The 26,044-nt window shown below is 43.9% G+C and carries 25 protein-coding genes; 12 read left to right on the forward strand and 13 right to left on the reverse strand.

Going from position 1 to position 26,044, the window contains the following annotated elements; translation table 11 throughout:
- Positions 1 to 37: 37 nt before the first annotated feature.
- Positions 38 to 319, reverse strand: coding sequence for a YcgL domain-containing protein (locus JCM16456_RS10540; RefSeq protein WP_068714173.1), 282 nt, complete (start codon positions 317 to 319; stop codon positions 38 to 40).
- 201 nt (positions 320 to 520) lie between these two features.
- On the opposite strand from JCM16456_RS10540, the gene minC reads away from it, so the two are divergent.
- Genes minC through minE form a run of 3 tightly spaced genes read left to right on the forward strand, consistent with a single transcriptional unit; the run spans position 521 to position 2,286 of the window.
- Complete coding sequence (minC, locus tag JCM16456_RS10545) at positions 521 to 1,183, forward strand: septum site-determining protein MinC (protein ID WP_068714174.1); 663 nt, start codon at positions 521 to 523, stop codon at positions 1,181 to 1,183.
- Positions 1,184 to 1,203: 20 nt separating this feature from the next.
- Positions 1,204 to 2,016: a septum site-determining protein MinD gene (gene minD / locus JCM16456_RS10550; RefSeq protein ID WP_068714175.1), complete on the forward strand. Its 813-nt coding sequence runs from the start codon at positions 1,204 to 1,206 to the stop codon at positions 2,014 to 2,016.
- Positions 2,017 to 2,022: 6 nt separating this feature from the next.
- Positions 2,023 to 2,286: a cell division topological specificity factor MinE gene (gene minE / locus JCM16456_RS10555; protein WP_068714176.1), complete on the forward strand. Its 264-nt coding sequence runs from the start codon at positions 2,023 to 2,025 to the stop codon at positions 2,284 to 2,286.
- 64 nt (positions 2,287 to 2,350) lie between these two features.
- On the opposite strand, the gene JCM16456_RS10560 is transcribed toward minE, so the two are convergent.
- The 9 genes from JCM16456_RS10560 to JCM16456_RS10600 form a co-directional block, all read right to left on the reverse strand.
- Positions 2,351 to 4,198 carry a M3 family metallopeptidase gene (locus JCM16456_RS10560; protein WP_068714177.1) on the reverse strand — a complete coding sequence of 616 codons (1,848 nt, stop codon included), beginning with the start codon at positions 4,196 to 4,198 and terminating at the stop codon, positions 2,351 to 2,353.
- Positions 4,199 to 4,283: 85 nt separating this feature from the next.
- Positions 4,284 to 5,402, reverse strand: coding sequence for a ribonuclease D (rnd, locus tag JCM16456_RS10565; RefSeq protein WP_068714178.1), 1,119 nt, complete (start codon positions 5,400 to 5,402; stop codon positions 4,284 to 4,286).
- Between the two features lie 127 nt (positions 5,403 to 5,529).
- Entirely contained in the window at positions 5,530 to 7,215 is a 1,686-nt protein-coding gene (gene fadD / locus JCM16456_RS10570; RefSeq protein ID WP_068714179.1) for a long-chain-fatty-acid--CoA ligase FadD, read from the reverse strand.
- Between the two features lie 80 nt (positions 7,216 to 7,295).
- A complete protein-coding gene (locus tag JCM16456_RS10575; RefSeq protein WP_068714180.1) occupies positions 7,296 to 8,168 on the reverse strand; it encodes an alpha/beta fold hydrolase in 873 nt (290 codons plus the stop codon).
- Positions 8,168 to 8,713 (reverse strand): Slp family lipoprotein, encoded by a 546-nt coding sequence (locus JCM16456_RS10580; RefSeq protein ID WP_156430509.1) that lies wholly within the window; start codon positions 8,711 to 8,713, stop codon positions 8,168 to 8,170. The genes JCM16456_RS10575 and JCM16456_RS10580 overlap by 1 nt, the downstream gene beginning before the upstream one ends.
- A 31-nt stretch (positions 8,714 to 8,744) precedes the next feature.
- On the reverse strand, positions 8,745 to 9,041 hold the full coding sequence (locus tag JCM16456_RS10585; protein ID WP_068714182.1) for a chromosome partitioning protein ParA: 297 nt from the start codon (positions 9,039 to 9,041) through the stop codon (positions 8,745 to 8,747).
- Between the two features lie 62 nt (positions 9,042 to 9,103).
- Positions 9,104 to 9,805 (reverse strand): tRNA (adenosine(37)-N6)-threonylcarbamoyltransferase complex dimerization subunit type 1 TsaB, encoded by a 702-nt coding sequence (gene tsaB / locus JCM16456_RS10590; RefSeq protein ID WP_068714183.1) that lies wholly within the window; start codon positions 9,803 to 9,805, stop codon positions 9,104 to 9,106.
- Between the two features lie 8 nt (positions 9,806 to 9,813).
- On the reverse strand, positions 9,814 to 11,742 hold the full coding sequence (locus JCM16456_RS10595; protein WP_068714184.1) for an ATP-dependent DNA helicase: 1,929 nt from the start codon (positions 11,740 to 11,742) through the stop codon (positions 9,814 to 9,816).
- Between the two features lie 239 nt (positions 11,743 to 11,981).
- Positions 11,982 to 12,191 (reverse strand): hypothetical protein, encoded by a 210-nt coding sequence (locus JCM16456_RS10600; RefSeq protein WP_068714185.1) that lies wholly within the window; start codon positions 12,189 to 12,191, stop codon positions 11,982 to 11,984.
- A 230-nt stretch (positions 12,192 to 12,421) separates the two neighbouring features.
- On the opposite strand from JCM16456_RS10600, the gene purU reads away from it, so the two are divergent.
- The 3 genes from purU (at position 12,422) to ansA (ending at position 16,578) form a co-directional block, all read left to right on the forward strand.
- Positions 12,422 to 13,255, forward strand: coding sequence for a formyltetrahydrofolate deformylase (purU, locus tag JCM16456_RS10605; protein WP_068714186.1), 834 nt, complete (start codon positions 12,422 to 12,424; stop codon positions 13,253 to 13,255).
- Between the two features lie 238 nt (positions 13,256 to 13,493).
- Positions 13,494 to 15,347 carry a signal peptide peptidase SppA gene (sppA, locus tag JCM16456_RS10610; RefSeq protein ID WP_068714187.1) on the forward strand — a complete coding sequence of 618 codons (1,854 nt, stop codon included), beginning with the start codon at positions 13,494 to 13,496 and terminating at the stop codon, positions 15,345 to 15,347.
- Positions 15,348 to 15,564: 217 nt separating this feature from the next.
- Positions 15,565 to 16,578 (forward strand): asparaginase, encoded by a 1,014-nt coding sequence (gene ansA, locus JCM16456_RS10615; protein WP_068714188.1) that lies wholly within the window; start codon positions 15,565 to 15,567, stop codon positions 16,576 to 16,578.
- 237 nt (positions 16,579 to 16,815) lie between these two features.
- Here the strand turns inward: ansA and JCM16456_RS10620 are convergent, their stop codons facing one another.
- The gene (locus JCM16456_RS10620; RefSeq protein ID WP_068714189.1) at positions 16,816 to 17,106 is read right to left on the reverse strand and encodes a YeaC family protein; all 291 of its coding nucleotides are present in this window, start codon (positions 17,104 to 17,106) and stop codon (positions 16,816 to 16,818) included.
- Between the two features lie 127 nt (positions 17,107 to 17,233).
- Between JCM16456_RS10620 and JCM16456_RS10625 the strand changes: the two genes are divergently transcribed.
- Positions 17,234 to 18,097 (forward strand): DUF2989 domain-containing protein, encoded by an 864-nt coding sequence (locus tag JCM16456_RS10625; protein WP_068714190.1) that lies wholly within the window; start codon positions 17,234 to 17,236, stop codon positions 18,095 to 18,097.
- Positions 18,098 to 18,304: 207 nt separating this feature from the next.
- Here JCM16456_RS10625 and msrB read toward each other — a convergent pair whose 3' ends face one another.
- Complete coding sequence (gene msrB, locus JCM16456_RS10630) at positions 18,305 to 18,709, reverse strand: peptide-methionine (R)-S-oxide reductase MsrB (RefSeq protein WP_068714191.1); 405 nt, start codon at positions 18,707 to 18,709, stop codon at positions 18,305 to 18,307.
- A gap of 334 nt (positions 18,710 to 19,043) precedes the next feature.
- Between msrB and gap the strand changes: the two genes are divergently transcribed.
- The 4 genes from gap to JCM16456_RS10650 all read left to right on the forward strand — a co-directional run bounded on the left by gap (position 19,044) and on the right by JCM16456_RS10650 (position 22,648).
- On the forward strand, positions 19,044 to 20,039 hold the full coding sequence (gene gap / locus JCM16456_RS10635; RefSeq protein ID WP_068714192.1) for a type I glyceraldehyde-3-phosphate dehydrogenase: 996 nt from the start codon (positions 19,044 to 19,046) through the stop codon (positions 20,037 to 20,039).
- Between the two features lie 138 nt (positions 20,040 to 20,177).
- Positions 20,178 to 21,062 (forward strand): D-hexose-6-phosphate mutarotase, encoded by an 885-nt coding sequence (locus tag JCM16456_RS10640; RefSeq protein WP_068714193.1) that lies wholly within the window; start codon positions 20,178 to 20,180, stop codon positions 21,060 to 21,062.
- Between the two features lie 100 nt (positions 21,063 to 21,162).
- Positions 21,163 to 21,993, forward strand: coding sequence for a 23S rRNA (guanine(745)-N(1))-methyltransferase (rlmA, locus tag JCM16456_RS10645; RefSeq protein WP_068714194.1), 831 nt, complete (start codon positions 21,163 to 21,165; stop codon positions 21,991 to 21,993).
- A 265-nt stretch (positions 21,994 to 22,258) separates the two neighbouring features.
- Complete coding sequence (locus JCM16456_RS10650; protein WP_068714195.1) at positions 22,259 to 22,648, forward strand: hypothetical protein; 390 nt, start codon at positions 22,259 to 22,261, stop codon at positions 22,646 to 22,648.
- 102 nt (positions 22,649 to 22,750) lie between these two features.
- Here the strand turns inward: JCM16456_RS10650 and JCM16456_RS10655 are convergent, their stop codons facing one another.
- Positions 22,751 to 24,109, reverse strand: a complete 1,359-nt coding sequence (locus JCM16456_RS10655) for a diguanylate cyclase domain-containing protein (protein WP_068714196.1) — start codon at positions 24,107 to 24,109, stop codon at positions 22,751 to 22,753.
- A 384-nt stretch (positions 24,110 to 24,493) separates the two neighbouring features.
- On the opposite strand from JCM16456_RS10655, the gene JCM16456_RS10660 reads away from it, so the two are divergent.
- Positions 24,494 to 26,032, forward strand: a complete 1,539-nt coding sequence (locus JCM16456_RS10660; RefSeq protein ID WP_068714197.1) for a methyl-accepting chemotaxis protein — start codon at positions 24,494 to 24,496, stop codon at positions 26,030 to 26,032.
- The last annotated feature ends 12 nt before the right edge of the window (positions 26,033 to 26,044 follow it).

A 26,044-nucleotide genomic window follows, 5' to 3' on the forward strand; every position in this document is an offset into this window, starting at 1 on the left:
AGCCTCAGGTTTCATCAAAATTCGAGACTGATTGATGTCATTTACCCTGTTGATTCGCCCTTTCTTGTTTATATTTTTCTAGTAAATTCTCTGGCGGCGGTGGTAATTGCAGGAAAAAACCTTGTTCGTTTAAAGCGCTTTTCACTTTTTCCACATCTACCAGCGCTAATTGACGCTTGTCCAGATTAACTAACATTACAAAACTAGGTTTACCGAACACCTGCATTAGAGTGTCAGGTACCTGTGAAAAATCGTCTCGTTTTGGCACATAGAGATAGGTGCCTTCTTTCTTAGAACTTTTATAGATAGAGCAAAGCATGACAAGCCTTTTATTGTAAATAAGCCGCTTTTATCGCGTTTTTGTACAGAAACCGTCAAGTTTCAATAAAATTACCAGCAAATCACTCAAAAGGTTGTAAGATAACTTGCTGTGGTCTGTTATGGAATATAACATGACACCCCTAGTCTCAGGCAACGCCCTTTCTTAATTAGCCATGAGTTTATCGAGGTCACAGTAACGATGTCTAATATACCTGACCTAAAAGGTAGTAGTTTCACTTTGTCAGTATTACACCTTTCTGACAATCAAATCGCCAATAGCGTAGAATTTTTAAAACAGAAAGTGGAACAAGCACCTGCTTTTTTCGCGAGTGCCCCCGTTGTAATCAATATTGCCAAAGTGACTAGCGATATTGATTTCAGTGGATTAAAACAAGGTATTGCTGATGCTGGATTAATTCCAGTGGGCATTACAGGTTGTCATGATAAACGTACGCAGAATTTAGCGAAAGACGCCGGATTTGCCGTGATGACCACCAGCAATTCACCCACCAATGCTCCCGCTCTGATTGCACCAACCAAAGTTATCCATACTCCAATTCGCTCTGGGCAACAGGTGTACGCAAAAGACGGTGATTTAGTCATTCTCAATCACGTTAGTCCAGGAGCTGAAGTGATTGCCGATGGTTCAATCCATATTCATGGGACCTTGCGCGGCCGGGCAATTGCTGGAGCGAGTGGTCAAAAACAAGCAAAGATTATCTGTCAAGATTTACAAGCTGAACTAGTCTCTATTGCAGGGAACTATTGGCTTAGTGACCAAATTGAAAGTGAGTTTTGGCAAAAGAAAGTGATCCTGAGTATGAATGAAGAATCACTGCATTTTGAACTACTTACTATATAAGTTTGAAAGGAAAATAAAAAATGGCACGCATTATTGTCGTAACGTCAGGAAAAGGCGGTGTTGGTAAAACCACCTCTAGCGCAGCGATCGCGTCGGGGTTAGCGCTTAAAGGCAAAAAAACGGCGGTTATCGATTTCGATATCGGCTTACGTAATCTAGATCTTATTATGGGGTGTGAACGACGCGTTGTTTACGATTTCGTTAATGTAATCAACGGCGAAGCAACCCTAAATCAAGCGCTTATCAAAGACAAGCGCAACGAAAACCTCTTTATTCTGCCAGCATCACAGACTCGAGATAAAGACGCCCTAACAACTGATGGTGTGAAACGCGTACTCGATGAGTTAGACAGTATGGGGTTTGACTTTGTTATCTGTGATTCTCCTGCGGGCATAGAACAAGGCGCATTAATGGCACTTTACTTCGCTGATGAAGCAATTGTCACAACAAACCCAGAAGTCTCTTCTGTGCGCGATTCAGACCGTATTCTAGGCATTCTTGATTCCAAATCGCTTCGAGCAGAAGAAGGCAAAGAACCGGTCAAACAACATCTTTTACTTACTCGCTACAACCCAGCTCGCGTTAACCAAGGCGAAATGCTGAGCGTGAACGACGTCGAAGAAATTCTACACATTCCGTTATTAGGTGTGATTCCAGAAAGCCAAGCGGTATTGAATGCATCAAACAAAGGTATTCCTGTTATTTTTGACGAACAGTCAGATGCAGGCCAAGCTTACGATGACACCGTTGCACGTTTACTCGGTCAGGAGATCGAATTCCGTTTTCTGACTGAACCTAAAAAAGGAATTTTTAAACGACTGTTTGGAGGCTAATGACGTATGTCACTACTTGAATTTTTCCGCCCAACGAAAAAAACAACGGCCAGCTTAGCCAAAGAACGTTTGCAAATTATTGTGGCAGAACGTCGCAGCGGCAGTGACCCTGCACCTACTTACCTACCACAATTAAAAGAAGACATTCTAAAAGTGATCGCTAAGTATGTGCCGATTGATCCAGAAATGGTTGAGTTAACTTTCGATCACAAGGACGACGATATTTCAGTATTAGAACTGAACGTCAAACTGCCTGAAGAAGAACGCTAATTCAGAGCTTAAAACAAAAATGCCAGCCGCAGGGCTGGCATTTTTATTATTAACATTCAATTAATTAGCTGAAATAATGCTTAGTGATATACTGCTCAAACTCGTCACACATTTGTTCCGTAGATTGCGCGTTCGAAGCTAACTCTTTCGCTCCATCGACAATACGAATAGTCGCATTCAGATCCGCCGGCTTAGTTTGCTCACGCTCTGCCAAGGCCGCGATTTTTTTCTGCTGCACTTGCCACGCTTCCTCTACCGAGAGGTTACACGTATCGGCTAAGTACTTAGCATTAAACCCTTCTCCAGTTAACGCCTTAATGGTGTCGTTGTGCGACACACTATTACCGCGATGCCAGTAATGCTCAGCAAGCAATGGACCAATCTCTGGGTTATCAGTTAGGTAGCCAAAACGATTCAAGAAGTAAGCACGAGTTTGATATACCGCCATATGTGCCAACAAGTAGCCATGGTAAGCACACGCAGATTCATCAGACAATAGGTGCGGAATCGCCATTAATGGACGTGGGCTGCACTTTAGACCAAGAATGTTTTGCTCACATTCGCGAGCCAGCGCAGTAGCACGCTCTGGTGTTAACTCATCATCACTTAACTGATACAGCGCACGTTCAAAGTAAGGAACAACTAGGATGCTACGCTCTTCGTATGCTTTAAATGGCTGACGGCTCTGAATCATCGCTTGAATGACTTCGTCAGGTACAGGCGTACCCTGAGCATCCAGCGCATAGGTTTTTAACCAATCGGCATCGGTTAATAAGCTATCGCAGAACATAGATTGAGTTTCTGCATAAGCCATTGATGTAGGTGCAAACTCTTGAGAGAAACATGGCGCATTAAGTTTTACATTCGCAAAGTGAGCTGCATGCCCCCCTTCGTGGAACAAGGTGTTAATGCCATCATAACCACTACCAACTTGGTCTGGTTTTGCATTACTGGTGAAGTTCACCTTGGCTGCGATCCATTGGTTCTGATCGTAGAAAGAAGGAATCGGACCATGACAGAAACCGTTGGGATACTTACCTTTACGATCGAGTAAATCCAACGTTAGTTCAGCACCAGAATAATCGATATGCAAACGGCCAAAGGATTCCGCCCAACGGCGCAGCGATTGTGCAAAAGGAACGTACGGGTCCAATTCGCGCATCACATCACCAGCAAATGAATAAATGAAGTTATGACCGGTTAATGCACTCTCGCCTTTTTCTGCAGCCAGTGCCGCTAAACTGCGTTGATGAGCGCTACGAGTGCGCTGTTCAAAGTCGTCTAAAATAGTGAACAACTGCTCACTGGTCATCTTTTCACCCTTAGCGACAGAGTAGTCAAAGAAGGTGTCAAACCCTAACGAGCGAGCAAATTTATTACGCAGTTTGATCAGTTCAATAAAACCGTTATTCAATACCCATTGCTCTAAACCAAGCAAAGCTTGGTGAGCACTTTGACGTACCGACTCATGGTTATTAGTACGTACCGTTGAACCTAATGAAACCAATGATGCTTCAACTGCTTCATCGTTTTCATTTTGGTACGTCATTACGTACGCCTTTTTCTTTTCAAACAAATCAGCTTCGAACTTAATCAGTTGGTCTTTGAGCTCTTGAGCTTCTGCCGATTCAATCGCATGGGATTCGAACATGGCTAACCAGCCTTTTAAGCCTTGTACCGTTTGTGCTTTTTCTTGTGCATCGGTGATCTTCTCAGCTTGTACTAGCTGATCACGAATCGCTTGAATTTGCTCAGCTGCGCTCAGAAACTTAGTCCATGCCGTTTGCGCTTTAGCCGAGCCTTCATGGTCATCACTGATGCCCATGTAAGTTTCCCAGAAAAAATCTTCCTTGACGCGGTGAACATTCAAATAACGGTGGTTAAGATCGTTAAGGTATTGGGTTGCAGTCATGACTATCCTTCTTTTTATTTCCTTTAGGCCTGAACGTCAGGGCCAAAACGACAACAACCGCTCAAAGAGCGGTTATGTTCTTAATTCATTGTACTTTTTGGTTGAGCTTATCCCCGACTAAGGCCAAACGCCATCCTTGCATCACATCGGGTAACTTAGCGGGATCGCGCTCTTTCTTCCACACCCAACTCAATAATTGGTTGATCTGTTTTTTCGAGGCGACAAACTCACTGGCCAATCCTTTACTCTCTGCAGCCGCTTTAACAATATCTTTCAATTGTTTAAAGAGCTGCTTATACCCGGGGTAATCCATTAACGGCACGATGGCCTCTGGATATTCGTCAGCAGGAATGGTTAATGAGTCTTTTACAATAGCGGCCAGCTTCGCGCCATGACGGCGAATCGCATGGGCGTCCACTCCCGCTTCTTCCATCGCTTTAGGTGTTAGCAGTAGCTCTCTCGCAATCGATAGCATTTCGTTTTCACGCAATACAAAATTAAGCGCAAGGTTACGTTTAATGGCCTCTTGGTGTCGCCATGTAGCTAACGATTTTAGCGCCGCTAGCTCTTTGGGCGTAAGCTGCCAAGCCCCTTTAACATCAAGATAGGCTTTCTCAGGATCGGTAACACGAGTTCGCTTAATGCATTGCAATTCAGATTCTTGCCAAGCGGCTTCTAACCATCCAGCTTGTTCTACTCTCGTACGCAACGCATCATAAATAGGCATAAGATAAAAGACATCAGCCGCTGCGTAGTCAAGCTGTTTCGCCGTCAATGGTCTTGCTAACCAATCGGTACGAGATTCACTCTTATCCAGCTCTACACCAACGAATTCCTTAACCAAAGCCGCAAACCCAGTTGATAAACCATACCCTAAAAACGCCGCCATGATTTGAGTATCAACCATAGGTGTTGGCACACAACCAAATTCATTGAAGAACACTTCAATGTCCTCTCCACATGCATGCAGGACTTTGAGTACCGCAGTATCTTTTAATAACGCAACAAACGGCGTCATATCTGTGATAGCAAGAGGGTCGATTAATGAGGCATTTTCACCATCGTACAATTGGATTAACCCCAATTGAGGGTAGTAAGTTCTAACCCGAACAAACTCCGTATCTAGCATCACTACATCCGTCTCACGCGCCGCCGCGCAGATACGTTCTAATTCGCTATTGGTTGTTATTATCTGATATTTCACTCAAAGCTCACTTCTGTGAATGGGGACTGGCACATAAAACAATGCCGGCGTATTCTGCCGGCATTGTAACACTGTTTAGGTTAGATAACTGCTCTGACAGGCAGTAAGATATCACCCACGCTCTTTATTACGCGTTTTTTTGCTGCTGCTCATTCTCTTCACGCAGTACTCTACGGAGAATTTTTCCGACATTCGTTTTCGGTAGTTCATCGCGAAACTCAACAATTTTGGGCACTTTATACCCCGTTAAATGCTCACGGCAGTGTGTAATGAGCTCTTCTTTGGTCAAACTATTATCGCGAGCAACAACGTAGACTTTGACCACTTCGCCTGACACTTCATGCGTCTGACCAATTGCCGCGACCTCAAGCACTTTATGGTGCAACGCCACCACATCTTCGATCTCGTTAGGATAGACATTAAAACCAGACACCAGAATCATATCCTTCTTACGATCAACGATATACATCATCCCATTATCGTCAAAACGCACAATATCACCGGTCGATAACCACCCATCATCAGTCAACACTTCTCGCGTCGCATTTGGACGACGCCAGTAGCCCTGCATCACCTGTGGTCCGCGAACTTGCAATTCACCGACTTCATTATGTCCTACCACTTCACCCTGTTCGTTAACAAGACGAGCTTCAGTTGAGGGCACAGGGAAACCAATCGCACCAGAGTAATCTGTTAGATCATAAGGATTACCAGCCACCAGCGGTGAACATTCCGTCAAACCATACCCTTCTAACAGATGAATACCGGTGATTTTTTTCCACTTGTCGGCCACCGCTCGTTGCACAGCCATGCCACCACCAACAGAGAGTTTTAAGTGGGTAAGATCTAATGTATGAAAATCTTCGTTGCAAACCAAGGCATTGAATAATGTGTTCACCCCGGTAATTGCGGTCACATCATGTTTATCCAGCTCTTTAATGAATCCTGGAATATCACGCGGATTGGTGATCAATAGATTCGAACCACCCATTTCAATAAATAACAAGCAGTTTACCGATAATGCAAACACGTGATAAAGCGGCAGTGCTGTCACCACCAGCTCTTGACCTTCACGTAATACCGGACCATAAGCGCCTTTGGCCTGTAATACGTTCGCCACCATGTTACGGTGAGTCAATATTGCCCCTTTCGCCACGCCAGTGGTCCCCCCCGTGTATTGCAAGAAAGCAATATCATCACCCGATAACTTGGGCTGAACATAGGGTAAACGGCGACCTTTACGAATGGTTTGGCGCATAGAAATGGCGCCTGGCAGATGGTATTTCGGCACTAAACGTTTAACGTATTTCACCACGAAATCGACGAGCGTTCCTTTAGCACGAGGTAACATCTGCCCAAGACTGGTCAAAATCACATGTTTGACTGGCGTGTTGGCGACAATCTTTTCCAGCGTATTGGCAAAATTCGATACGATCACAATCGTCTCGATATGCGCATCTTTAAGCTGATGCTCCAGTTCACGCGGCGTGTAAAGAGGATTAACGTTTACCGCCACAAGACCGGCGCGTAAAATTCCGAACAACGCGACGGGGTACTGCAGTAGGTTGGGCATCATCAAAGCAACACGATCCCCCTTTTTCAGCTTGAGATCATGCTGAAGATAAGCAGCAAAGGCACGGCTACGCTCTTCCAGTTTTTGGAAGGTCATTACTGTGCCCATATTTATAAATGCTGGTTGCTCGGCGTATTTTTTTACCGATAACTCAAACATCTCAACAAGTGACTGATATTGATCGGGATCGATGGTTTCAGGTACATCACTTGGGTAACGTGAAAGCCAGGGTTTATCCACGGTATACTCCTCGTCATTGGCCTTTCTGCTGTTTATTATTTTGATAACACTATCAGCATAGCCAATTGGCTTGAGTATCTTTACTCAAGCTCTTTATTAATTTTATTAACCAAGCCAAGAATCAGTTCAGCAACTTGTTGGGGCTGCTCCAGATGGCAATGGTGTCCACCTGCAATGGTAAACACTTCTGGTCTTTTTTCCGTCAGTTCAGTGCATTGTTGATGTAAATGAGGATATCCCTCCTCCCCTAAAATGACTCGATCCACACAAGTCACCTTTTCCATAATCTGTTTCGCATGCTCCGGGCTCATCCGGTACAGCGCATCACATTTTAATTTTGCATCACAACGCCAATACCACAAGTCTCCGACTTGTCGCATACCTCGCTCAATCACTGGCGTAATCAATGCTGGCGCGATCTTGTTCACTTGGGAACGATGACGAATGGCCGTTTTTAAGCTGTCATAGCCTCGAGCAGGAACACTGCGATATTGATGACGACTGATCACCCCTTCTCGCATTCGTGCAACACAGGCATCGGGTTCTTCAAACAGCGGAGCATAACCTTCAATTTGAACTAATCCTGCAACTTGCTCAGGAAAGGCGGCACTATAGCAAGCTGAGATTAAAGCACCAAGAGAGTGACCCACCAAAATTCGTCTATTTGGTGAAAAATTTGGCATGAGTTGATAGATGTCGTCCACATAATCATGAAATAGATAGAAATTACTACCTGCTTTGTTGGTCGACAAACCGTGCCCAGGAAGATCAATGGCACATAAATGGTATTGAGGGGCTAGCTGATGAAAAGCTTCCATGATAGTAAAAAAACTGGCAGCGTTATCTAGCCATCCATGTAAAAACACGATGGTGGTATCCGCACTTTTCGCATCGCCTATCTCAACGGCAGCGAGCTCACCATCAGCCAGTGTATACTTCGTTTCAGTCAACATTATTTTACCGTCTGAATCACGCGACCTTCATTAGATTCTCTATCGAAGTGTCGACAGTAATATCCCCGGCATGGATAAAAGAAAGGACCGACATCCATAATGACGCGCTGTTCTACTTTCCATAAATGGTAACCAGTTACCTTCATCACAGGGAAAGAGTAAGCGTAATCCCCAACTTTACCTTGTTCATTCGCCGCCGTTTTACCAATTAAGGTAATCAAACGATCTGGAGCATAGGTCACTGGGTCGATAAATCCTTTTACATAAGCAATGAACCGACCATGAGGTTCTTGGCTGATGTCTGGGCGTCCTGCTTTATCTATTGGGAGATTAACAATTTCCAATCGAGTGCTATTGGCCTGATTAGAAATTCCCGCGATTACTCCACCTAAACGGACTTCACTACCGGCAGATGGTTTTGTTTCAGTCCAAGTTGAGTAATCAGTCACGACAGCCGTATCATTTGCTGCTAATTCTGGCGGCAAAGACGCACAGGCTGTCAATAATACGATTGGAAGGAAGCTAAGGAGAAATCTCCATCTCATCACATACATAGTTAACCCTCTAACGTGTTGATTAGATGTATATATCGACGCCTAATAACTGAGCAAGTTCCTCTTTTTTTGCTCGATTCATCACATCCATATACTCTTCCATTGCTTTTCGGGCTCGTCCTTCCGGTAAATCATAGTGCAATTGAGCACCACGAATGTCCGCTTCATCAACATGGCGTATCGATTGAGAAACGGCAGTTGCAAGTTTCGACGGAGCCGCTACTTCCGTGCTTGCGCTCTTTTTTCCTTGGCCCTTTTTAGCCTTTGATGCACGATTAGGACCGGGGATGGAAGGGGGTAAACCGTTAATAGATACCATACAGTTCCTTTACAGGTTGAGACAAGGTGTGAACCACCCCATCTCAACGAGGGAGGAGAGGGTTATTCACGTCCTGGCAACTTCTTCCAAGTTACGTTATCACGCAAATATACTGGGCTGGATTCTTCCACCGGAACAGTATTGCCATTTTCCAATTCAAATTTAGCAAGAAAAACAATATCACGCGATTCTGGATACAGCACATCCGTCGTGGTACGTTCTAACTTAACCTCGGCCATTTCTACTTGATAAGCATCCCAACCTGTGCCGACTTGTGCCCAAGTATTGTTATCGTGACGCAAATGTGCCACTAAGTCACTTGGTGGTATAACACATTCATTGCCAACTGTGATCCAGCTACCATCTTGCTGACGTTGATACTGTCCCCAGTAAACTTCGCTCATTCGTGCATCAATAGCACATGCGACATGTTCAACACCATGACGACGATAAGCCCCCTGCGCCATCGCTGCTAGGGTAGATATTCCTATCATTGGTAAATCAGCACCAAGCGCTAAACCTTGAGCAATACCAATCCCAATACGCACTCCCGTAAAACTGCCTGGGCCACGTCCATAGGCTAAAGCATCAAGTTCAGATAAGCTCACGCCAGCTTCTTTCAACACTTCATCGACCATTGGTAAGATCTTTTTCGTGTGATCGCGTGGAGCAATTTCGTTACGGGAGAAAATCTCATCCCCCACCATTAAAGCAACAGAACACATCTCTGTTGCGGTATCGATGGCAAGAATTTTTGCGCTCATGGATATCTCTAATTATTTTCTGTTTCTGATAATGTACCAAGAAAGTCGGAAATCACCTGCAAGTCACGTGTGCGTGGTATTGGAGGCAAACTGGCGAGAAAAATACCGCCATAATCCCGAGTGACCAAACGGTTATCACAGATGATCAACGCGCCTCGGTCTTTCTTATCTCGAATAAGTCGTCCGACCCCCTGCTTTAAGGTAATTACCGCTTCAGGTAATTGCACTTGAGCGAAAGGATCTCCCCCACGTAACCGACAATCCTCGATGCGAGCTTTCAATAAGGGATCGTCAGGGGCGGTAAACGGAAGTTTGTCGATAATAACACAGCTTAGTGCATCGCCTCTAACATCAATTCCTTCCCAAAAAGCCCCGGTTGCCACCAGCAACGCATTACCTAACTCAAGAAACTCAGCTAATGTTTTTTGCTTGCTGGTTTCCCCTTGCAAAAGCACGGGCAATGACAAGCGCTCGCGAAACTTTTCACCTAAATCACGCATCATGCTGTGTGATGTGCATAAAAAGAAGCAACGACCGCCATTCTCCTCAATCACCGGTGCTAGCATGCGCACTAATTTGTCCGCCAACCCTGGACTATTTGGTTCTGGCAAATATCGCGGCACACAGAGTTTGGCCTGGTGCTGATAATCAAATGGACTCGGTAATGAAAATTGCTGTTTAGGTTTGATCCCTAACCTTTGGGTAAAGTGGCTAAAGTCATCATTCACCGCAAGTGTGGCTGAGGTAAATACCCAAGCGCCTTGTTTGATTTCAATCTGTTCATGGAACTTGTCAGCCACTGTAAGCGGCGTAATGTGTAGTGAAAAATGGCGTGGCGTGGTATCAAACCAATAGGAATAACCAGTAATCGACACATCGCAAACCCGCTCTAATCGCCCTTTAATCAAGTTGGCTCGTTCATAAGCCGTATCCAGTAATTGGCTGCGGCCCAACGCCATTTTTAATACTTCAATGGCAAAATCTAAACTGTCTTTAAGACGCTCTATCTCTCTTTGTACTGACGGTGACCCCATCGCATCGCGCCAATTACCACGATACCCCGGCTCACCGAGTACAATGCGCAAATCCATCGCACAGTTTTGCAGCTTCTCAGCCATTTTCTGAAGTTGGCGCATGTCTTTTGCTTCGGTGCGATAGCCGATTTCGATGTCTTTCGCGAGCTCTTGAATCTGGCGGCTTGATAACGACTGACCAAAGTATTGGCTGGCAATATCAGGAAGCTGGTGCGCTTCGTCGAAAATGAACACATCGGCCTCAGGAATTAACTCACCAAATCCTGTCTCTTTAATTGCCAAATCCGCCAAAAACAGATGATGGTTAACCACCACCACATCGGCATCCATTGCTTTGCGGCGCGCCTTTGAAACAAAACAGTCTTGATAGCTCGGACACTCTTTACCCAAACAATTATCGTTGGTTGAGGTAATAGTGGGTATGACTAAGCTGTCTTCCGGTAAGGCATCACACTCGCCTAAATCGCCCGTTTTGGTTTCCGATGACCAACCGCGAACTTTCACTAGTTGACTGAGCAAGGTTGGGTCTGATTCATTGGTATGGCTTTCAATCATCTGCCGACTTAATCGGTCAAGACAAAGATAGTTTGAACGACCTTTCAGCAGCGCGGTTTTACCAAGAAATCCCAATGCTCCGATCATAAGCGGCAGATCACGATGATAAAGTTGTTCTTGTAAATTTTTTGATCCCGTACTGATGATTACTTTTTTACCACTAAGCAGTGCAGGAACTAAGTAAGCAAAGGTTTTCCCCGTCCCCGTACCTGCTTCAACCACAAGTTGACCATCGTTACGAATCACATCATCTACAGCCTTTGCCATATCGATCTGTGCTTGACGAGGTTGAAATCCAGGTATCGCTTGTCCTAAAGCGCCCTGTTGAGAGAAGGTTTTCGCGATCATTGCCTGTTCATATCGGAGAAAAGATGGCGAGATTATGGCAGGTTTCTAAGGGTGACGCGACTTTGATTGCATGTCACCGCCTAGAGTCACTGTTGCAGAGTATAGACGCCACTTTGCCATCCTTAGCAAAGTGAATCGGTTTATCAAGCTCCGCCTGATGACCAGAGCTGGAGTAATACTTGAAACCATTGATGAGTAGCCGTTTACCTATCTTTAAACTGCTTATTGTCCGTCTTACATCACTTTCGATTTAGATAACGAGTCAACCAAGCCGGTGCATCAAAACTCGGTCCCTGTTCTTGTTGCATCAACATTATTTTGGCGGCAGAGCTAGGAGAGGCTTTTGCTTCCCACATTTGGTCTAGCAAATCGTAATCGATATTGTGGTCTCCCATAAGAGCACTTACACGTTCGATATAGAGTTTATGAGCAAGTAGATCTTTGTCCATAACAGTCACCTTGAGACAGCGTTTAACAATCGTTTTGTCTGATTTAGACGGTTTTTCCCTTACGGATTCAAAAGGTCACACAATGCCAAGACGGATGGTTTTTACTGTAGAGGTTGAATCTATTCTGATTATGGATTAATTATAGTGGCTATTCTCGAGTGTGCCTCTGCCGTTATGGCTACTCGATTTATTTTTTATGATAAAAAATTCTTTCACGGAAGTCGTATTTGATGGAAAAGAAAACCCTGCTGACACACTGCAGCGATGAGCCTGGACTCATTTCAAAAATCACTAACATCTGTTACAAGCATCAGTTGAACATCATTCACAACAGCGAATTTGTAGATAACACCACAAGCCAGTTTTTTATGCGCACTGAGCTAGAAGGTTATTTCAATGACGAAACCTTGCTCGCCGATCTCGATCAAGCGTTACCTGAAGGTGCTCTGCACCAATTGGTAAACTCTGGTCGAAAACGCATCGTGATCTTGGTGACCAAGGAATCTCACTGTTTAGGTGATATTCTGATGAAAAACTACGATGGCAGTCTCGACGTAGAAATTGCAGCGGTAGTAGGTAACTACGATAAATTACAAGCCCTCACCGAACGTTTTGATATTCCTTATCATTGTGTCTCTCATGAAGGTCTTACTCGTGATCAACATGATCAAAAGGTACTAGAAGCGGTCAATCAATATCAACCGGATTACCTCGTATTGGCCAAATACATGCGCATTCTGACACCAGAGTTCGTCAACCAATACCCACATCGCATCATCAATATACACCACAGTTTCTTACCTGCTTTCATTGGTGCGAAGCCATATCAACAAGCTTATGATCGTGGCGTGAAAATCATTGGTGCCACTGCTCACTTTGTTACAAGCAATTTAGATGAAGGCCCAATCATCAAACAAGACGTTATCCCTGTTGACCACACCTTCAGTGCGCAAGATATGGCGCAAGCAGGTCGTGATGTAGAGAAAAACGTCTTGAGTAAAGCCCTTGGCAAGGTGCTCAACGACCACGTTTTTGTAGAAGGCAACAAAACCATCATTCTCTAGCTTACCCTACCCAAGTAACCTCGAGATGTTGTTTGAGGTCATTTGGGAATATTAACGCCCATGTTTTTCTGGGCGTTTTTCTTTTTCCCTTAACACCCGCGATGCATTGACATAAAACTAACGCACATTCCCACGCAAATGCGATCCCGGACGCAGTTGTTTGGGTATAATAGATCACGTAGGATATTCTTATTATTTACTATTCGTCACTCACTAACCTCCTAGTGATGGAGCACTAATGAAAAAGTTATTTCGATTTATCGGCCTGATTTTTAAAGGCATATGGAAAACCATTACCTTTATTCGTGTCGCCCTACTCAATCTGATTTTTTTTGTCATTTTGGGCGCAGTCGTGGTTGCTTATCAACAAGCATCAGGGCCAACTGAAACGCCACCTTCAACGCCATCAGCTTTAGTTCTTAACTTGTCTGGGCCAATCGTTGAACAAAGCACCTATTTAAGTCCGATGGATTCATTAACCGGAGGTGTGTTAGGCAATGAAATGCCTAAAGAAAACGTGCTATTCAAAGTCGTAGACACGCTTCGTTATGCCAAAGATGATCCAAACGTCACTGGCTTAGTGCTTGCATTGCGCGATATGCCAGAAACCAGCTTGACCAAGCTACGCTATATCGCTAAAGCGATTAACGAGTTTAAATCGTCAGGTAAGCCCGTATTCGCTGTGGGTGATTTCTACAACCAAAGCCAGTACTACTTAGCAAGCTACGCCGACAAAATATTTCTAGCACCAGATGGCGCAGTAATGCTCAAAGGTTACAGTGCGTACTCGATGTACTTTAAAACCTTGCTCGATAAATTGGATGTCACCACACACATCTTCCGTGTAGGCACATACAAATCTGCCGTTGAGCCATTTATGCGTGATGATATGTCAGATCCAGCCCGTCAATCGGCATCGCGCTGGCTGGGGCAGTTATGGGGAGCCTATATTGATGATGTAGCGAATAACCGCCATATCAAAGTAGACACATTAACACCCGATATGCAGCAATTCCTCGCTCAGTTCAAAGCCGCCAATGGCAACCTTGCAGAACTGTCATTGAAAGCAGGACTCGTAGACCAACTCGCCACACGCACACAAATTCGCTCGGAACTGACCAAAAAATTTGGCAGTGATGGCGTTGACAGTTACAACGCCGTGAGTTTCTACGATTATCAGAGCCAAGTACCACACCGGACTAGCATCGCCAGAGATCGTGTTGCTGTGATCGTGGCTAGCGGTACAATTATGGACGGCACCCAACCAAGAGGAACGGTTGGTGGAGATAACCTCGCCGCGCAAATTCGTGACGCTCGCAATGATAAGCAAGTGAAAGCAGTTGTCCTTCGAGTGGATAGCCCTGGAGGTAGTGCATTTGCATCGGAAGTGATTCGTAATGAACTGGAAGCGCTAAAAGCATCGGGTAAACCAGTTGTGGTATCGATGTCGAGCCTTGCTGCATCTGGCGGTTACTGGATCTCAATGAGCGCGGATAAAATCGTCGCTCAACCAACAACCCTCACTGGCTCTATTGGCATCTTCAGTGTCATTACCACATTTGAAAAAGGCTTATCTAAGCTTGGGGTGTCAACCGATGGTGTCGGCACAACGCCGTTCTCTGGTATCGGGGTGACAACAGGGTTAAGTGATGGAGCCAAACAGGCACTGCAAATGGGAATAGAGCACGGTTACCATCGCTTTATCTCACTGGTAGGCGAAAATCGTCATCTGCCTTTAGAACAAGTCGATAGTATCGCTCAAGGTCATGTATGGACTGGCCAAGATGCGTTACGTCTTGGCTTAGTCGATAAACTTGGTGACTTTGATGATGCCGTCGCATTAGCGGCACAGTTAGCTAAGCTCAAACGTTACCAGTTAGATTGGATTAATGAACCACTCTCCCCGACTCAACAAGTTCTTCAAGAGCTGTTAAGTGAAGCTCATGCGAGCCTTGGTCTTAATATCGAAAGCTGGATTCCAGCAGCGTTAAAACCGGCAGCAACTCAATTAAAGGAAAGTGCCAATATTTTAGCCTCCTTTAACGACCCACAAGGCCAATATGCTTTTTGCTTGCCTTGCCAAGTTGAATAGGATGCCACTTCAGCAAAAACGGTCACCAGGTGGTGGCCGTTTTTCTTTTGCCACACCAACGTTACGCAAACGTTTAACTCATAATGAATATTTATGCGTACAAAATAGCTATAAGAAAGCAAATAAAATCCTTTGCTGCGTGTAGCACCTATTTTTATTCCTAAAGTTTTCGCTATAATCCACGCTCTGTTCCCTACTACATGAGTGATTTCTAGCAATGGCCAGAAAACATATCTATATCGCCTACACAGGCGGCACCATCGGTATGACAAAGTCAGATCATGGCTATGTACCGGTAGCTGGATTTATGGAAAAACAGCTGGCTAGCATGCCAGAATTCCATCGTCAGGAAATGCCTGAATTTACCATTCATGAATATGATCCGTTGATCGACTCTTCGGACATGACTCCAGAAGATTGGCAAAAAATCGCTGACGATATCCGTGATAATTACGATAAATATGATGGTTTTGTCATTTTGCATGGCACTGATACCATGGCGTATACGGCCTCAGCGTTGTCATTCATGCTGGAAAACTTGGGTAAGCCCGTTATTGTTACAGGTTCACAAATTCCTCTCGCGGAATTGCGTTCAGATGGTCAAGCAAACCTACTGAATGCGCTGCATATTGCAGCCAACTACCCAATCAACGAAGTCACACTTTTCTTCAATAATAACTTAATGCGTGGTAACCGCAGTGTGAAATCTCATGCCGATGGTTTCAATGCATTTACCTCACCAAACTTACCACCGCTGCTAGAAGCAGGAATCAACATTCAAGTGGCTAATTTCGTCAACGTGGATGAAAAACCACAAGGTGAGTTCCGCGTACACAACATCACTCCACAACCCATAGGTGTGATTACTATGTACCCAGGCATCTCCCATGAAGTGATTCGTAACACCTTACTCCAACCGGTTAATGCAATGATTTTATTAACCTTTGGTGTAGGTAATGCACCACAAAAACCAGAGTTGCTGGCACACTTGCACGAAGCATCTGAGCGTGGCGTGATTGTTGTAAACTTGACTCAATGTTTGGCTGGTAAGGTCAACATGGGTGGTTATGCGACAGGATGTGCTCTACACGATGCTGGCGTTATCAGTGGTTTCGATATGACTCCAGAAGCCGCTCTTGCCAAACTGCACTACTTGCTAAGCCAAGATTTGACTTACGAGCAAGTAAAAGAGCAAATGCAGCAAGTTCTGCGCGGTGAAATGACACTATAACCCATTGTTATTACAGTGAATTGAGAAAGCCCCGTTTATTACGGGGCTTTTTATACCCAAATGACCTCAAGATGCGGTTACTTGGGTATATTTGTTCTCAAATACAGCGTTACTGATTTTCTACGTAAAATAACAGGGTATTCAAATCAGTGCCTTGCCTAAAAACGAACACATTCTCGCCGCAACAGCATCTTAAGGTAACTTAGACACATCTGTATTTTTTGCTGAAAAATTGAGCTAAGACATAGTACTATTTGGATTTATTCTTATTATATCTTCTTGATTAGATTGAAAACGTTTTTTTAGCTCGGCTTTCGATTTAAAAACGAGCTCTCCCTCGGTGTTGATACTCATGTGGTCAGGCTCTACATTGTGTTTTGCTTGATACAACATCACAGCTTGCAGACAAGAATCTCGCTGCTCAGGAGAAAGTGGTGTACCTTCTGGCCACTTCCCTGTTTCAACAGCATATAACAGACGTTCATACGCCTGCGGGGTAATTGCATTAATCAACTGATCTCGGTCCATGAAGAGTTCTCTCTTTACTAAAGGATGAGCTTTACCGCTCAACTCTGATGAGTAACACCTTATCTCGCTGGAAGTTTGAGTCAAGAAAGGCTAAATAGTTAAGTGTCATCGATCACAAGCGAACTCTATGAATAGCATAAAATTTGCAGCACTTTTACTACTCACCGCTAGTATCAGTGGGTGCTTTGAAAACCGAAATAATACAGACAAGCTCTGTAGTGAAAATCCTAACTTACGGTGTGAGCGTCTCAACATTGATGACGGGCAGTGCCGCGTAGCACGCACAGATTTAATCTGGCATCGCTATGAAGTGTTGAAAAACGACACTGTGTCCAACAAAATTGAAGAATACCATTACCTTGCTAAGTACAAAAAGTGCATGGAATTGGCTTCTCAAATTCGCGCGATTGACCAAACAGAACTCAAACGCGTTCGTTTTCAAGCAACGCAAAATGCCGCAGAGGATCAACTGGCACTTATCGAATCAATTCGCCAAAGCAAAACTCCGCAAGCTTACTACTTTCTGTGGAGCCAAATCGGTGATAGAAGTGCCCAGCGTGAATTCTTGCAAATGGAAGGCAAGCCGCAGTTGGAAACCACCGAGATGCAATATGCTTTAGCGACGTTTTATACTCAACGCGACCAGAAAAAAACCGTGCGATTGCTCGATCATGCTCTTGAACTTGCCTCAAATGACAAGGTCAACATCGACATATTCAAATCATTAGCCAGTACCCATCAACTGCTGAATCAAGACGAATATGCCTATATTTGGGCGAAGGTAAGTCAGCATTATGGTGTGCAGATTGCCTCTGCTAAGGACTTGCAGCTTTTATACGGTTTCACAGCAGCGAAATACGGAGAGTTGGATAACGTTGCAGACAAAGTGATTGATGCCTTGAAAAAAGGTCAATATCACCCCTCGTTAATCAAAAATCAGCTTGCATCATTACAGGAGCAACCGCTGAAGGATCAAACACAACCCGAGTAACGAGTGTTCATTTCCAAATAGGTATTTTCAATTGATAGAACGCCTTCAGCCTCTCAACAACTATGAGAGGCTGATTTATCGTTCAGCGCCAGAAGATCAACCTCCCTCCGCATAATGGCGACGATGGGCACACTCACATGATCACACATACATTCGCTTAAACGTGCAACAGCGCTTGTAACGTGCCGCAGAAATGAAATTTCTTGATCAATTTTTGTTAAAAACTAACGAAACTGAATTCACACAGTAGCGCTCACCTGTCGTTTGTGGCCCATCAGGAAAAACGTGCCCTAAGTGGCTATCACACGCTGCACAACGGATCTCTGTACGCACCATTCCGTGACTGGTGTCATCTAAATAGCGAATGGCTTTTGCTGAGATAGGCGCATCAAAACTTGGCCAACCACACCCCGAATCGTATTTATTGTCTGAGATAAACAATGGCGTTTGGCAACAAGTGCAGTGATAAATTCCCGTCTCTTTATTGTGTAACAAGGTCCCTGAATAGGGCATTTCGGTTCCTTGTTCACGGCAGACTCGATACTGCTCTTCAGTTAGTAATTGGCGCCAATAGTCATTTGATTTTAATTTATTTTCTTGGTCGTTATTCACGTTAAACTCTCTTCCTTAGGCTGATTTATTTGTCAAATTTTTCGAATAAACCTTGCATCACAAATGCTTTGTAGCACATACTTTTTTACTATGCTATGGCAGATGGTTTATTGATAAATTACCTAACATAACATGACAATTTTCGTTAGCTGGCAGTCCATATTTCAGCATCACGTGCAAAAAATAATCAGTCGTGACTGATTGTCAAAAAAAGCGCCGCTTTTTTTTGACTTTAAACAAGTTAAGTCGGATTATCTGTTGCAGACAAAAGCTGGATTCTGTAATTTTACTACCAGTTATCTTTAATCAGAAATTAAGTTGTGGAGCAACTATAATGACTATCAAAGTAGGTATTAACGGTTTTGGCCGTATCGGTCGTTTCGTATTCCGTGCATCTCAAGCTCGTAACGATATCGAAGTTGTTGGTATTAACGACCTTATCGACGTTGAATACATGGCATACATGCTTAAATACGATTCAACTCACGGTCGTTTCGACGGCACTGTTGAAGTTGAAGGCGGTAACCTAATCGTTAACGGCAAAACTGTACGTGTAACTTCAGAACGCAACCCAGCTGACCTTAAATGGAACGAAATCGGTGTTGACGTTGTTGCTGAAGCAACAGGTCTTTTCCTAACTGACGAAACAGCTCGTAAACACATCGAAGCTGGTGCGAAAAAAGTTGTATTGACTGGTCCTTCTAAAGACGCAACTCCAATGTTCGTTATGGGCGTAAACCAAGAAACTTACGCTGGTCAAGATATCGTTTCTAACGCTTCTTGTACTACTAACTGTCTAGCACCTGTAGCTAAAGTTCTTAACGACAAATTCGGTATCGAATCTGGTCTTATGACTACAGTTCACGCTACAACAGCAACTCAAAAAACTGTTGACGGTCCTTCTCACAAAGACTGGCGCGGCGGCCGTGGTGCAGCTCAAAACATCATCCCATCATCAACTGGTGCGGCTAAAGCTGTAGGTAAAGTTCTTCCAGAACTAAACGGCAAACTAACTGGTATGGCTTTCCGCGTACCAACTGCTAACGTATCTGTAGTTGACCTAACAGTTAACCTAACTAACGCAGCTTCTATCGAAGACATCAAAGCAGCTATGAAAGCAGCAGCTGAAGGCGAACTAGCTGGCGTTCTTGGTTACACTGAAGATGCAGTTGTTTCAACTGACTTCAACGGCGACACTCGCACTTCTATCTTCGATGCAAGCGCAGCAATCGCTCTAACTGACAAATTCGTTAAAGTTGTATCTTGGTACGACAACGAAATCGGTTACTCAAACAAAGTTCTAGACCTAATCGCACACATTTCTAAATAATGTAGGCTGTTAGCTTAGCACTATTGAGAGGGCAGCGTTTCGCTGCCCTTTTTTCATTTCAGAACCAACATCAATGAGAATAACTGATGTCATAAACAACAGACGTTCGCCACGAACGTTATATTAAGGTACTGATATATGGACTTACAAAAACTTCCTGTCATCTCTACACTCTCGGACTATATTGACGTCGTTCAACACGACCAAGTCAAAATCCTTCGCGTCACTCATCCTAAATTAACTGCTGGCATTTCGCTGTACGGTGGTCACGTTGTTTCTTTCCGTCCTAAAGGTTTTCAAGATCTCATTTGGATGAGCGAGGAAGCGGTTTATGATGCAAAACTGCCACTGCGTGGTGGCATTCCTATCTGCTGGCCTTGGTTTGGTCCAATTGCCTCACCATCTCATGGTTTTGTCCGTAACGCACAATGGCAACTTGTGGAACATCGTGAAAACGAGCAAGGGGTCGTCATTTGTTTAGGCCTGACAGACAACAGCGACACACAAGTTATTTGGCCGTATCAATTTGAAGCCAAACTCTATGTAGAAATGAATGATACGCTCAAAGTAACGTTAGACGTAAAAAATACCGATGAAAAACCATGGACCTTCTCCGGCGCCTTGCACTCCTATTTAAACGTAGGTGATATTCATCAAATAGAAGTAACCGGTATGGGCGACCGTTACATCGATAAACTGCAAGATGGCAAAGAGTGTGAAGGTCCAGAAGTACTCAAATTAACGGCCGGTATTGACCGTATTTACACTCAACCAGCGGCTGTGATTACTGTCGCCGACCCTGAATTTAATCGCCAACTGACCATCGAAAACCTAGGTCATAACTCAGCAGTGCTTTGGAACCCTTGGGCTGATGGTGCTAAAAACATCAAAGACATGAGTAACACAGGTTATCTCAATATGATGTGTGTAGAATCAACCGTATTCGCTCCTTGTATCTCTGCGGGAGTTACATTGTCTCCAGGCGAATATCACCAGTTGATCACGACCATCGCTCAACGTTAATGCAATCAAAAGTAAATTAATCAAGGACAGCTGAGCTGTCCTTTTTATTTTGAGCACGAACCGTTACACTAGCGCCTTTCTTATTTAGACCGAGATCTTTATGGCTTATCAATGTCCATTATGCCAGTTACCTTTGGCGCAATCCCCAAAAGCCTATGTATGTGCCAATAACCACCAATTTGATGTAGCCAAAGAAGGGTACGTCAATTTGATGCCAGCTCATCACAAACGTTCTAAAGATCCGGGTGATAACAAAGAGATGACTCAAGCACGCCGTCGCTTTTTAAATACAGGGCATTATGATCCAATGCGAGATCGCGTCGCGCAATTGTGTCGTCAATATCTCAAAGAGACAGAGCACCAACTGCTTGATATTGGTTGTGGCGAGGGCTACTACACTACATACGTCGCTGAGACATTAACGCAGCAACACTCAACTGCTCAAACTTTTGGCTTAGATATTTCCAAAGTCGCTGTTCGTTATGCGGCAAAACGTTACCCCAATTGCCAGTTTGCCGTGGCATCAAGTCACCGCTTACCCTTTGCCGATAACTCTCTCGATGGCATTTTACGAATTTACGCTCCTTGCAAAGCGCAAGAGCTTGCTCGCTGTGTCAAAACGAATGGCGTTGTGATTACCGTCACTCCGGCTCCTCATCACCTTTATCAATATAAAGAACGCATTTACGAGGCAGTGCGCTTGCATGATGACAAGCCTGAAGAAATGGCAGGCTTCCACTTAGTTCATAGTGAGCAATTACGTTACACCATGACACTCAACAGCCAAGATGCGCTCGATTTGCTCCAAATGACACCGTTGGCGTGGCATGCGAGTGATGAGTTTCGTGAGTTTCTAAATAATTCTGTGAACTTTGAAAGTGAAGCTGACTTCACATTGCGAGTGTATCAACGACAGTCCGAAAACGAATAATCCATTAATCAAGGATTAATAATGACTACGCTGCCTTATGTCTTATAGGGCAGCAACCTTTACCTTATTCACCAAAACTCCTTAATCTTTGATTTTATTCCCAAATTTATTACCATTTGCTACGATTTCTATTAAAAGAGTCAGTATTTGTTCATTCCGGCACAAAGTTTGCTCGTAAATTTTATGCTCAGATAGTGTAAAAACTTCGCAAGTTTTTGGCCTATCGGTCGATAACACTAACTGAGGATAGACTTAGGAGAGAAGTATGAACCCAGTAGGAGCAGGATCAGCAAATCTGTATTCCACCCAAACGGTGAAATCTCATACATCGACTCGCCCTGGCAATTCCACCACGGCTACAGCAAATACTTCACTTATCGAACGCAAAGAAGGTAGTGACAAAGTCTCACTCTCATCTGAGGGACAGGCTCTGCTTAAAACCTTAAAGCAGATTGATAAAACGGGTACGTTGGAAAACGTGAACAAAGAAAAAACCATTGGCGATAAGGTTGAATCCTTCACTTACGGAGCGCTTGGGTTGGAAAAACCTGAACAAAAGGCGGAAAAAGAAGAAGAGAAAGATAGCTCATACTCTGCAGGACGTTACTTATCGGCTGCTGCCACTATCGGCGGTCTCATTTTAGCAATCGTCTAACGAATTGAGATAGGTTTCTTTGAATTTTTAGTCTCGCTTCAAGCAAAAGGCACATTATGTGCCTTTTTTATTTTATCTTTCAGTTGTAACGGGTTAACTCTCCTAACTGGCACCTAGCTTCCTCTTAAAATTCGCTTTCTCTCGGTACATGTTCTGGTCAGCCAAAGCAAGCAGCGCATCAAGGGTTATGTCTTGGCCCTTAAACAGTACATGGCCAACAGCAAACGAACCATGTAACCGCAGTGTTTTCCATAAAAATGGATGGCGCTCAAAGTAACGACGAATTTTATAATTGATGAGGTCAACTTGAGCACAAGTCACGATACCGCGCATAACCACAATAAACTCATCGCCCCCCATGCGCGCTACAACATCGTTTTTTCGCACACAGCGAGTTAACATATCCGCGATGTATTTGAGGTACTCATCCCCCACATTGTGACCGTAGGTATCATTAATCGTCTTGAAGTTATTTAAGTCGATATTGAGCAGAACAAACGATTCGTTTGCCGCTCGTCTCTCTATTAACTGGCCAATATGATTTAGAGCAAATCGCCGGTTTGGCAAACGCGTAAGTTCGTCATGCATCGCATCGCGATGGGTAAACATGTAATGGCGATAGAGTAAGGTAAATACAAAGTAGATCAGTAAGCAGATCACAATCACGCAGCCTTGAACTGCCCATCTAAACTTCATAACTTCAGGCGTTGCGATGGAACTGAAGTTAGCGTAAAGCTCCCAACCTCCACTAGGAAGATTGACTGATAACTTGGTATCAAAGTTGTTCAAGACCTTATCATCACCATAGAAAAAGCCTTTTTGAGCAGTTAACGCAATGAGGGTATTGGGCAAACTGGCGATACCGGCATCAGCTATCAGCCTTTGATAATCAATCACGACACTAACTGTCCCCCAATACGCCTTATTATTAGGAAAGTCAGTAAAAATAGGATATCGGGCGATTATCGCTCTCCCCCCCTGAACGAGTTCTAAAGGGTGAGTAATATAAACACTCGCTTGTTTTCTCGCCTGCTTTACGCTCTCGTATTGCGCTGGAATATTACGAAAATTGATGCCTAAAGCTTTTTCATTCCCCTTCAACGGATAGACGCGAGTAATTACATCATTTGGCGCTATTGCAATGTTTCTAACGTAGGTCGCTTTTTTTAGCAGTTGCCGTGCAATTGTATCCCAATGTTTTAGAGAGAAGTTGGGGTCGATAGTCACCATCATCGCCAAACTGTCAGTAAGATAAGTATCAATGTACACTTTAGATTCGATATTGGAGCGAATCATCGAGAGCTTGTTCATCAGAGCTTCTTGCTCGGTACGCACTTGTCTCTCAACTAATAAATTAGCAATAAGAGAAGCCATCGCTATGCTAGCGATTAGATAAATCACCGAAAAAGTGCTGATGATAACTTTTTCTTTATGTGTAATTTGGTGAGATAACTGGGTCATCAACTCGTCTTTTCAAATTGTTTATCCCTGTTTGTGTTCCACACATCAGGCCAAAATTAGTGATGTAAGTGTAGACGAGGATCTCCCATGTTCATCAACCAAAAGCCTCTCTTTAAATGTGATTTCGCACACATATCAATCTTTATACCCCCTTTTAGATTTCCCATGTCACCTTTGCTTCTTCTATTTTTAACGAGTTGCAGCAGACTGACCAAGACAAAACGCCAAGTTCGTCTATTCTTAAATCATTAAGTTAAAGTCTGTGTACTTTTTAAAACCTCATAATAACAGGCAAACAATGCCGATTAATCCCGTCTGGATTGGCTGAATCGTTAAAAACTCGTGTTAGTTAAAGGCTCGGGCGACTTAGGAATAGGATTCGCTATGTTAAAAAGTGCAAAAACAATATTTATTATTCAATTGATTGTTGCCATCACCTTGGTATTAGGTGTCACTGGGTATCTGGACTATACATCGTCTAAGACGGATCTCTATGAAAAGCTTGATGCAAGAATCGAAAACGTAGGGCATCGTCTTGGTTTGAGCCTGCCAGCTGCCATCTGGAACTTTAACTTGGATGCAGCCAAGCTGAGTATTGCTTCTGAGTTACGTTCTTCCGATTTGAGATCGGTAAAAGTATTAAATCCTCAAGGCGATATTGTTCTATACGTAGCACTCGACCCAGATGACCAAAGTAAACTCATTGAATTAGATGGAAAAACGCCCCCAAAGAGCGATGAATTCGAAGCGAAAACCGACCTTGTTTACTCGGAGTATGGCTCTGAAAATGCCGTTGGTAGTGCCGTTGTCTACTACCATGCTCACACAGCTGAACAGCAGCTAGCTAGCAGCCTCAGGAAAAACATTTACCAAGTCATCATCCTAGATGTATTGATGGTCATCATCCTGATTATTTCTTTATCAACTACGTTATTACGTCCATTACGTGAACTCACAGAACGAATTTCCCAACTCTCGTCAGGAGACGGCGATCTGTCGCATGTGATTCCTCCGGCCCGTTATAGCGAATTTCAGCAAATTACTGACAGTATTAATAAGTTCACTCGTTCTTTACGGGATATCGTAGCGGACGTGACCAACTCATCAGCCCAATTAAAAGATTCGGCCGAAACCACCGAACGAATGGCATTGGAAGGTTCTCAACAAATTGATTTACAACAAAATTCCCTGTCGGTAGTTGCTACTGCTGCAACTGAAATGACGCAATCAATTGCCACGGTTGCAGATACAGCAACAGTAGCCGCTTCACAAGCAACAGAGACAGCTAATCTAGTCAAAGTTGTGATTAAAACCATTGATGAGTCCTCGACAGAAATCTTCAATATGCGCTCGGAAATGAACAACGTAAATGCAGAAATGCACAAGCTTTTAGAAGAAGGGCGTAATATTTCAACCGTAGTCAATGTGATTAACGAAATTTCTGAGCAAACCAATCTCCTAGCATTAAATGCTGCAATTGAAGCTGCGCGAGCCGGAGACCATGGCCGCGGCTTTGCCGTGGTAGCTGAAGAAGTTCGTAATCTGTCGCAAAAAACCAGTGAATCAACAGATCAAATACAAAACAATATTCGGGCGCTTAGTGGCGCAACCGAATCCGTAGAAAAAGAGATTAATCGTATATCAACACTGCTTGAGAAAACCGCAACTCAGGTTTCCGAGTCTCAGCAATCGGTCATTCAAGTAACAGATAACATTTCTGAAATTGCGCAACAGAATAGCCAAATTTCTCAGGCCACCGATGAACAGCGCCTAACTATCGAAGATGTTAGTAGAGCCATTGTAGAAGCATCAGAGGCAACCTATGAGCTTGCATCAGGTGCAAAAGAAACTGCAAGTAGGACTAAAGATGTACTGCAACTAAGTTCAACAATCCGCAGTCACATGCAGAAGTTCAAAATATAAATCACACTGGAG

Origin of the sequence: Vibrio tritonius, assembly GCF_001547935.1 — a bacterium.
In the GTDB taxonomy this organism is placed as follows: domain Bacteria; phylum Pseudomonadota; class Gammaproteobacteria; order Enterobacterales; family Vibrionaceae; genus Vibrio; species Vibrio tritonius.

Excerpts from the sequence above, each read along its gene's own strand:
- JCM16456_RS10540 (WP_068714173.1), bottom strand. The coding sequence starts at position 319 with ATGCTTTGCTCTATCTATAAAAGTTCTAAGAAAGAAGGCACCTATCTC.
- minC (WP_068714174.1), top strand. The coding sequence starts at position 521 with ATGTCTAATATACCTGACCTAAAAGGTAGTAGTTTCACTTTGTCAGTA.
- minD (WP_068714175.1), top strand. The coding sequence starts at position 1,204 with ATGGCACGCATTATTGTCGTAACGTCAGGAAAAGGCGGTGTTGGTAAA.
- minE (WP_068714176.1), top strand. The coding sequence starts at position 2,023 with ATGTCACTACTTGAATTTTTCCGCCCAACGAAAAAAACAACGGCCAGC.
- JCM16456_RS10560 (WP_068714177.1), bottom strand. The coding sequence starts at position 4,198 with ATGACTGCAACCCAATACCTTAACGATCTTAACCACCGTTATTTGAAT.
- JCM16456_RS10575 (WP_068714180.1), bottom strand. The coding sequence starts at position 8,168 with ATGTTGACTGAAACGAAGTATACACTGGCTGATGGTGAGCTCGCTGCC.
- JCM16456_RS10580 (WP_156430509.1), bottom strand. The coding sequence starts at position 8,713 with ATGAGATGGAGATTTCTCCTTAGCTTCCTTCCAATCGTATTATTGACA.
- JCM16456_RS10585 (WP_068714182.1), bottom strand. The coding sequence starts at position 9,041 with ATGGTATCTATTAACGGTTTACCCCCTTCCATCCCCGGTCCTAATCGT.
- tsaB (WP_068714183.1), bottom strand. The coding sequence starts at position 9,805 with ATGAGCGCAAAAATTCTTGCCATCGATACCGCAACAGAGATGTGTTCT.
- JCM16456_RS10595 (WP_068714184.1), bottom strand. The coding sequence starts at position 11,742 with ATGATCGCGAAAACCTTCTCTCAACAGGGCGCTTTAGGACAAGCGATA.
- JCM16456_RS10600 (WP_068714185.1), bottom strand. The coding sequence starts at position 12,191 with ATGGACAAAGATCTACTTGCTCATAAACTCTATATCGAACGTGTAAGT.
- purU (WP_068714186.1), top strand. The coding sequence starts at position 12,422 with ATGGAAAAGAAAACCCTGCTGACACACTGCAGCGATGAGCCTGGACTC.
- sppA (WP_068714187.1), top strand. The coding sequence starts at position 13,494 with ATGAAAAAGTTATTTCGATTTATCGGCCTGATTTTTAAAGGCATATGG.
- ansA (WP_068714188.1), top strand. The coding sequence starts at position 15,565 with ATGGCCAGAAAACATATCTATATCGCCTACACAGGCGGCACCATCGGT.
- JCM16456_RS10620 (WP_068714189.1), bottom strand. The coding sequence starts at position 17,106 with ATGGACCGAGATCAGTTGATTAATGCAATTACCCCGCAGGCGTATGAA.
- JCM16456_RS10625 (WP_068714190.1), top strand. The coding sequence starts at position 17,234 with ATGAATAGCATAAAATTTGCAGCACTTTTACTACTCACCGCTAGTATC.
- gap (WP_068714192.1), top strand. The coding sequence starts at position 19,044 with ATGACTATCAAAGTAGGTATTAACGGTTTTGGCCGTATCGGTCGTTTC.
- JCM16456_RS10640 (WP_068714193.1), top strand. The coding sequence starts at position 20,178 with ATGGACTTACAAAAACTTCCTGTCATCTCTACACTCTCGGACTATATT.
- rlmA (WP_068714194.1), top strand. The coding sequence starts at position 21,163 with ATGGCTTATCAATGTCCATTATGCCAGTTACCTTTGGCGCAATCCCCA.
- JCM16456_RS10650 (WP_068714195.1), top strand. The coding sequence starts at position 22,259 with ATGAACCCAGTAGGAGCAGGATCAGCAAATCTGTATTCCACCCAAACG.
- JCM16456_RS10655 (WP_068714196.1), bottom strand. The coding sequence starts at position 24,109 with ATGACCCAGTTATCTCACCAAATTACACATAAAGAAAAAGTTATCATC.
- JCM16456_RS10660 (WP_068714197.1), top strand. The coding sequence starts at position 24,494 with ATGTTAAAAAGTGCAAAAACAATATTTATTATTCAATTGATTGTTGCC.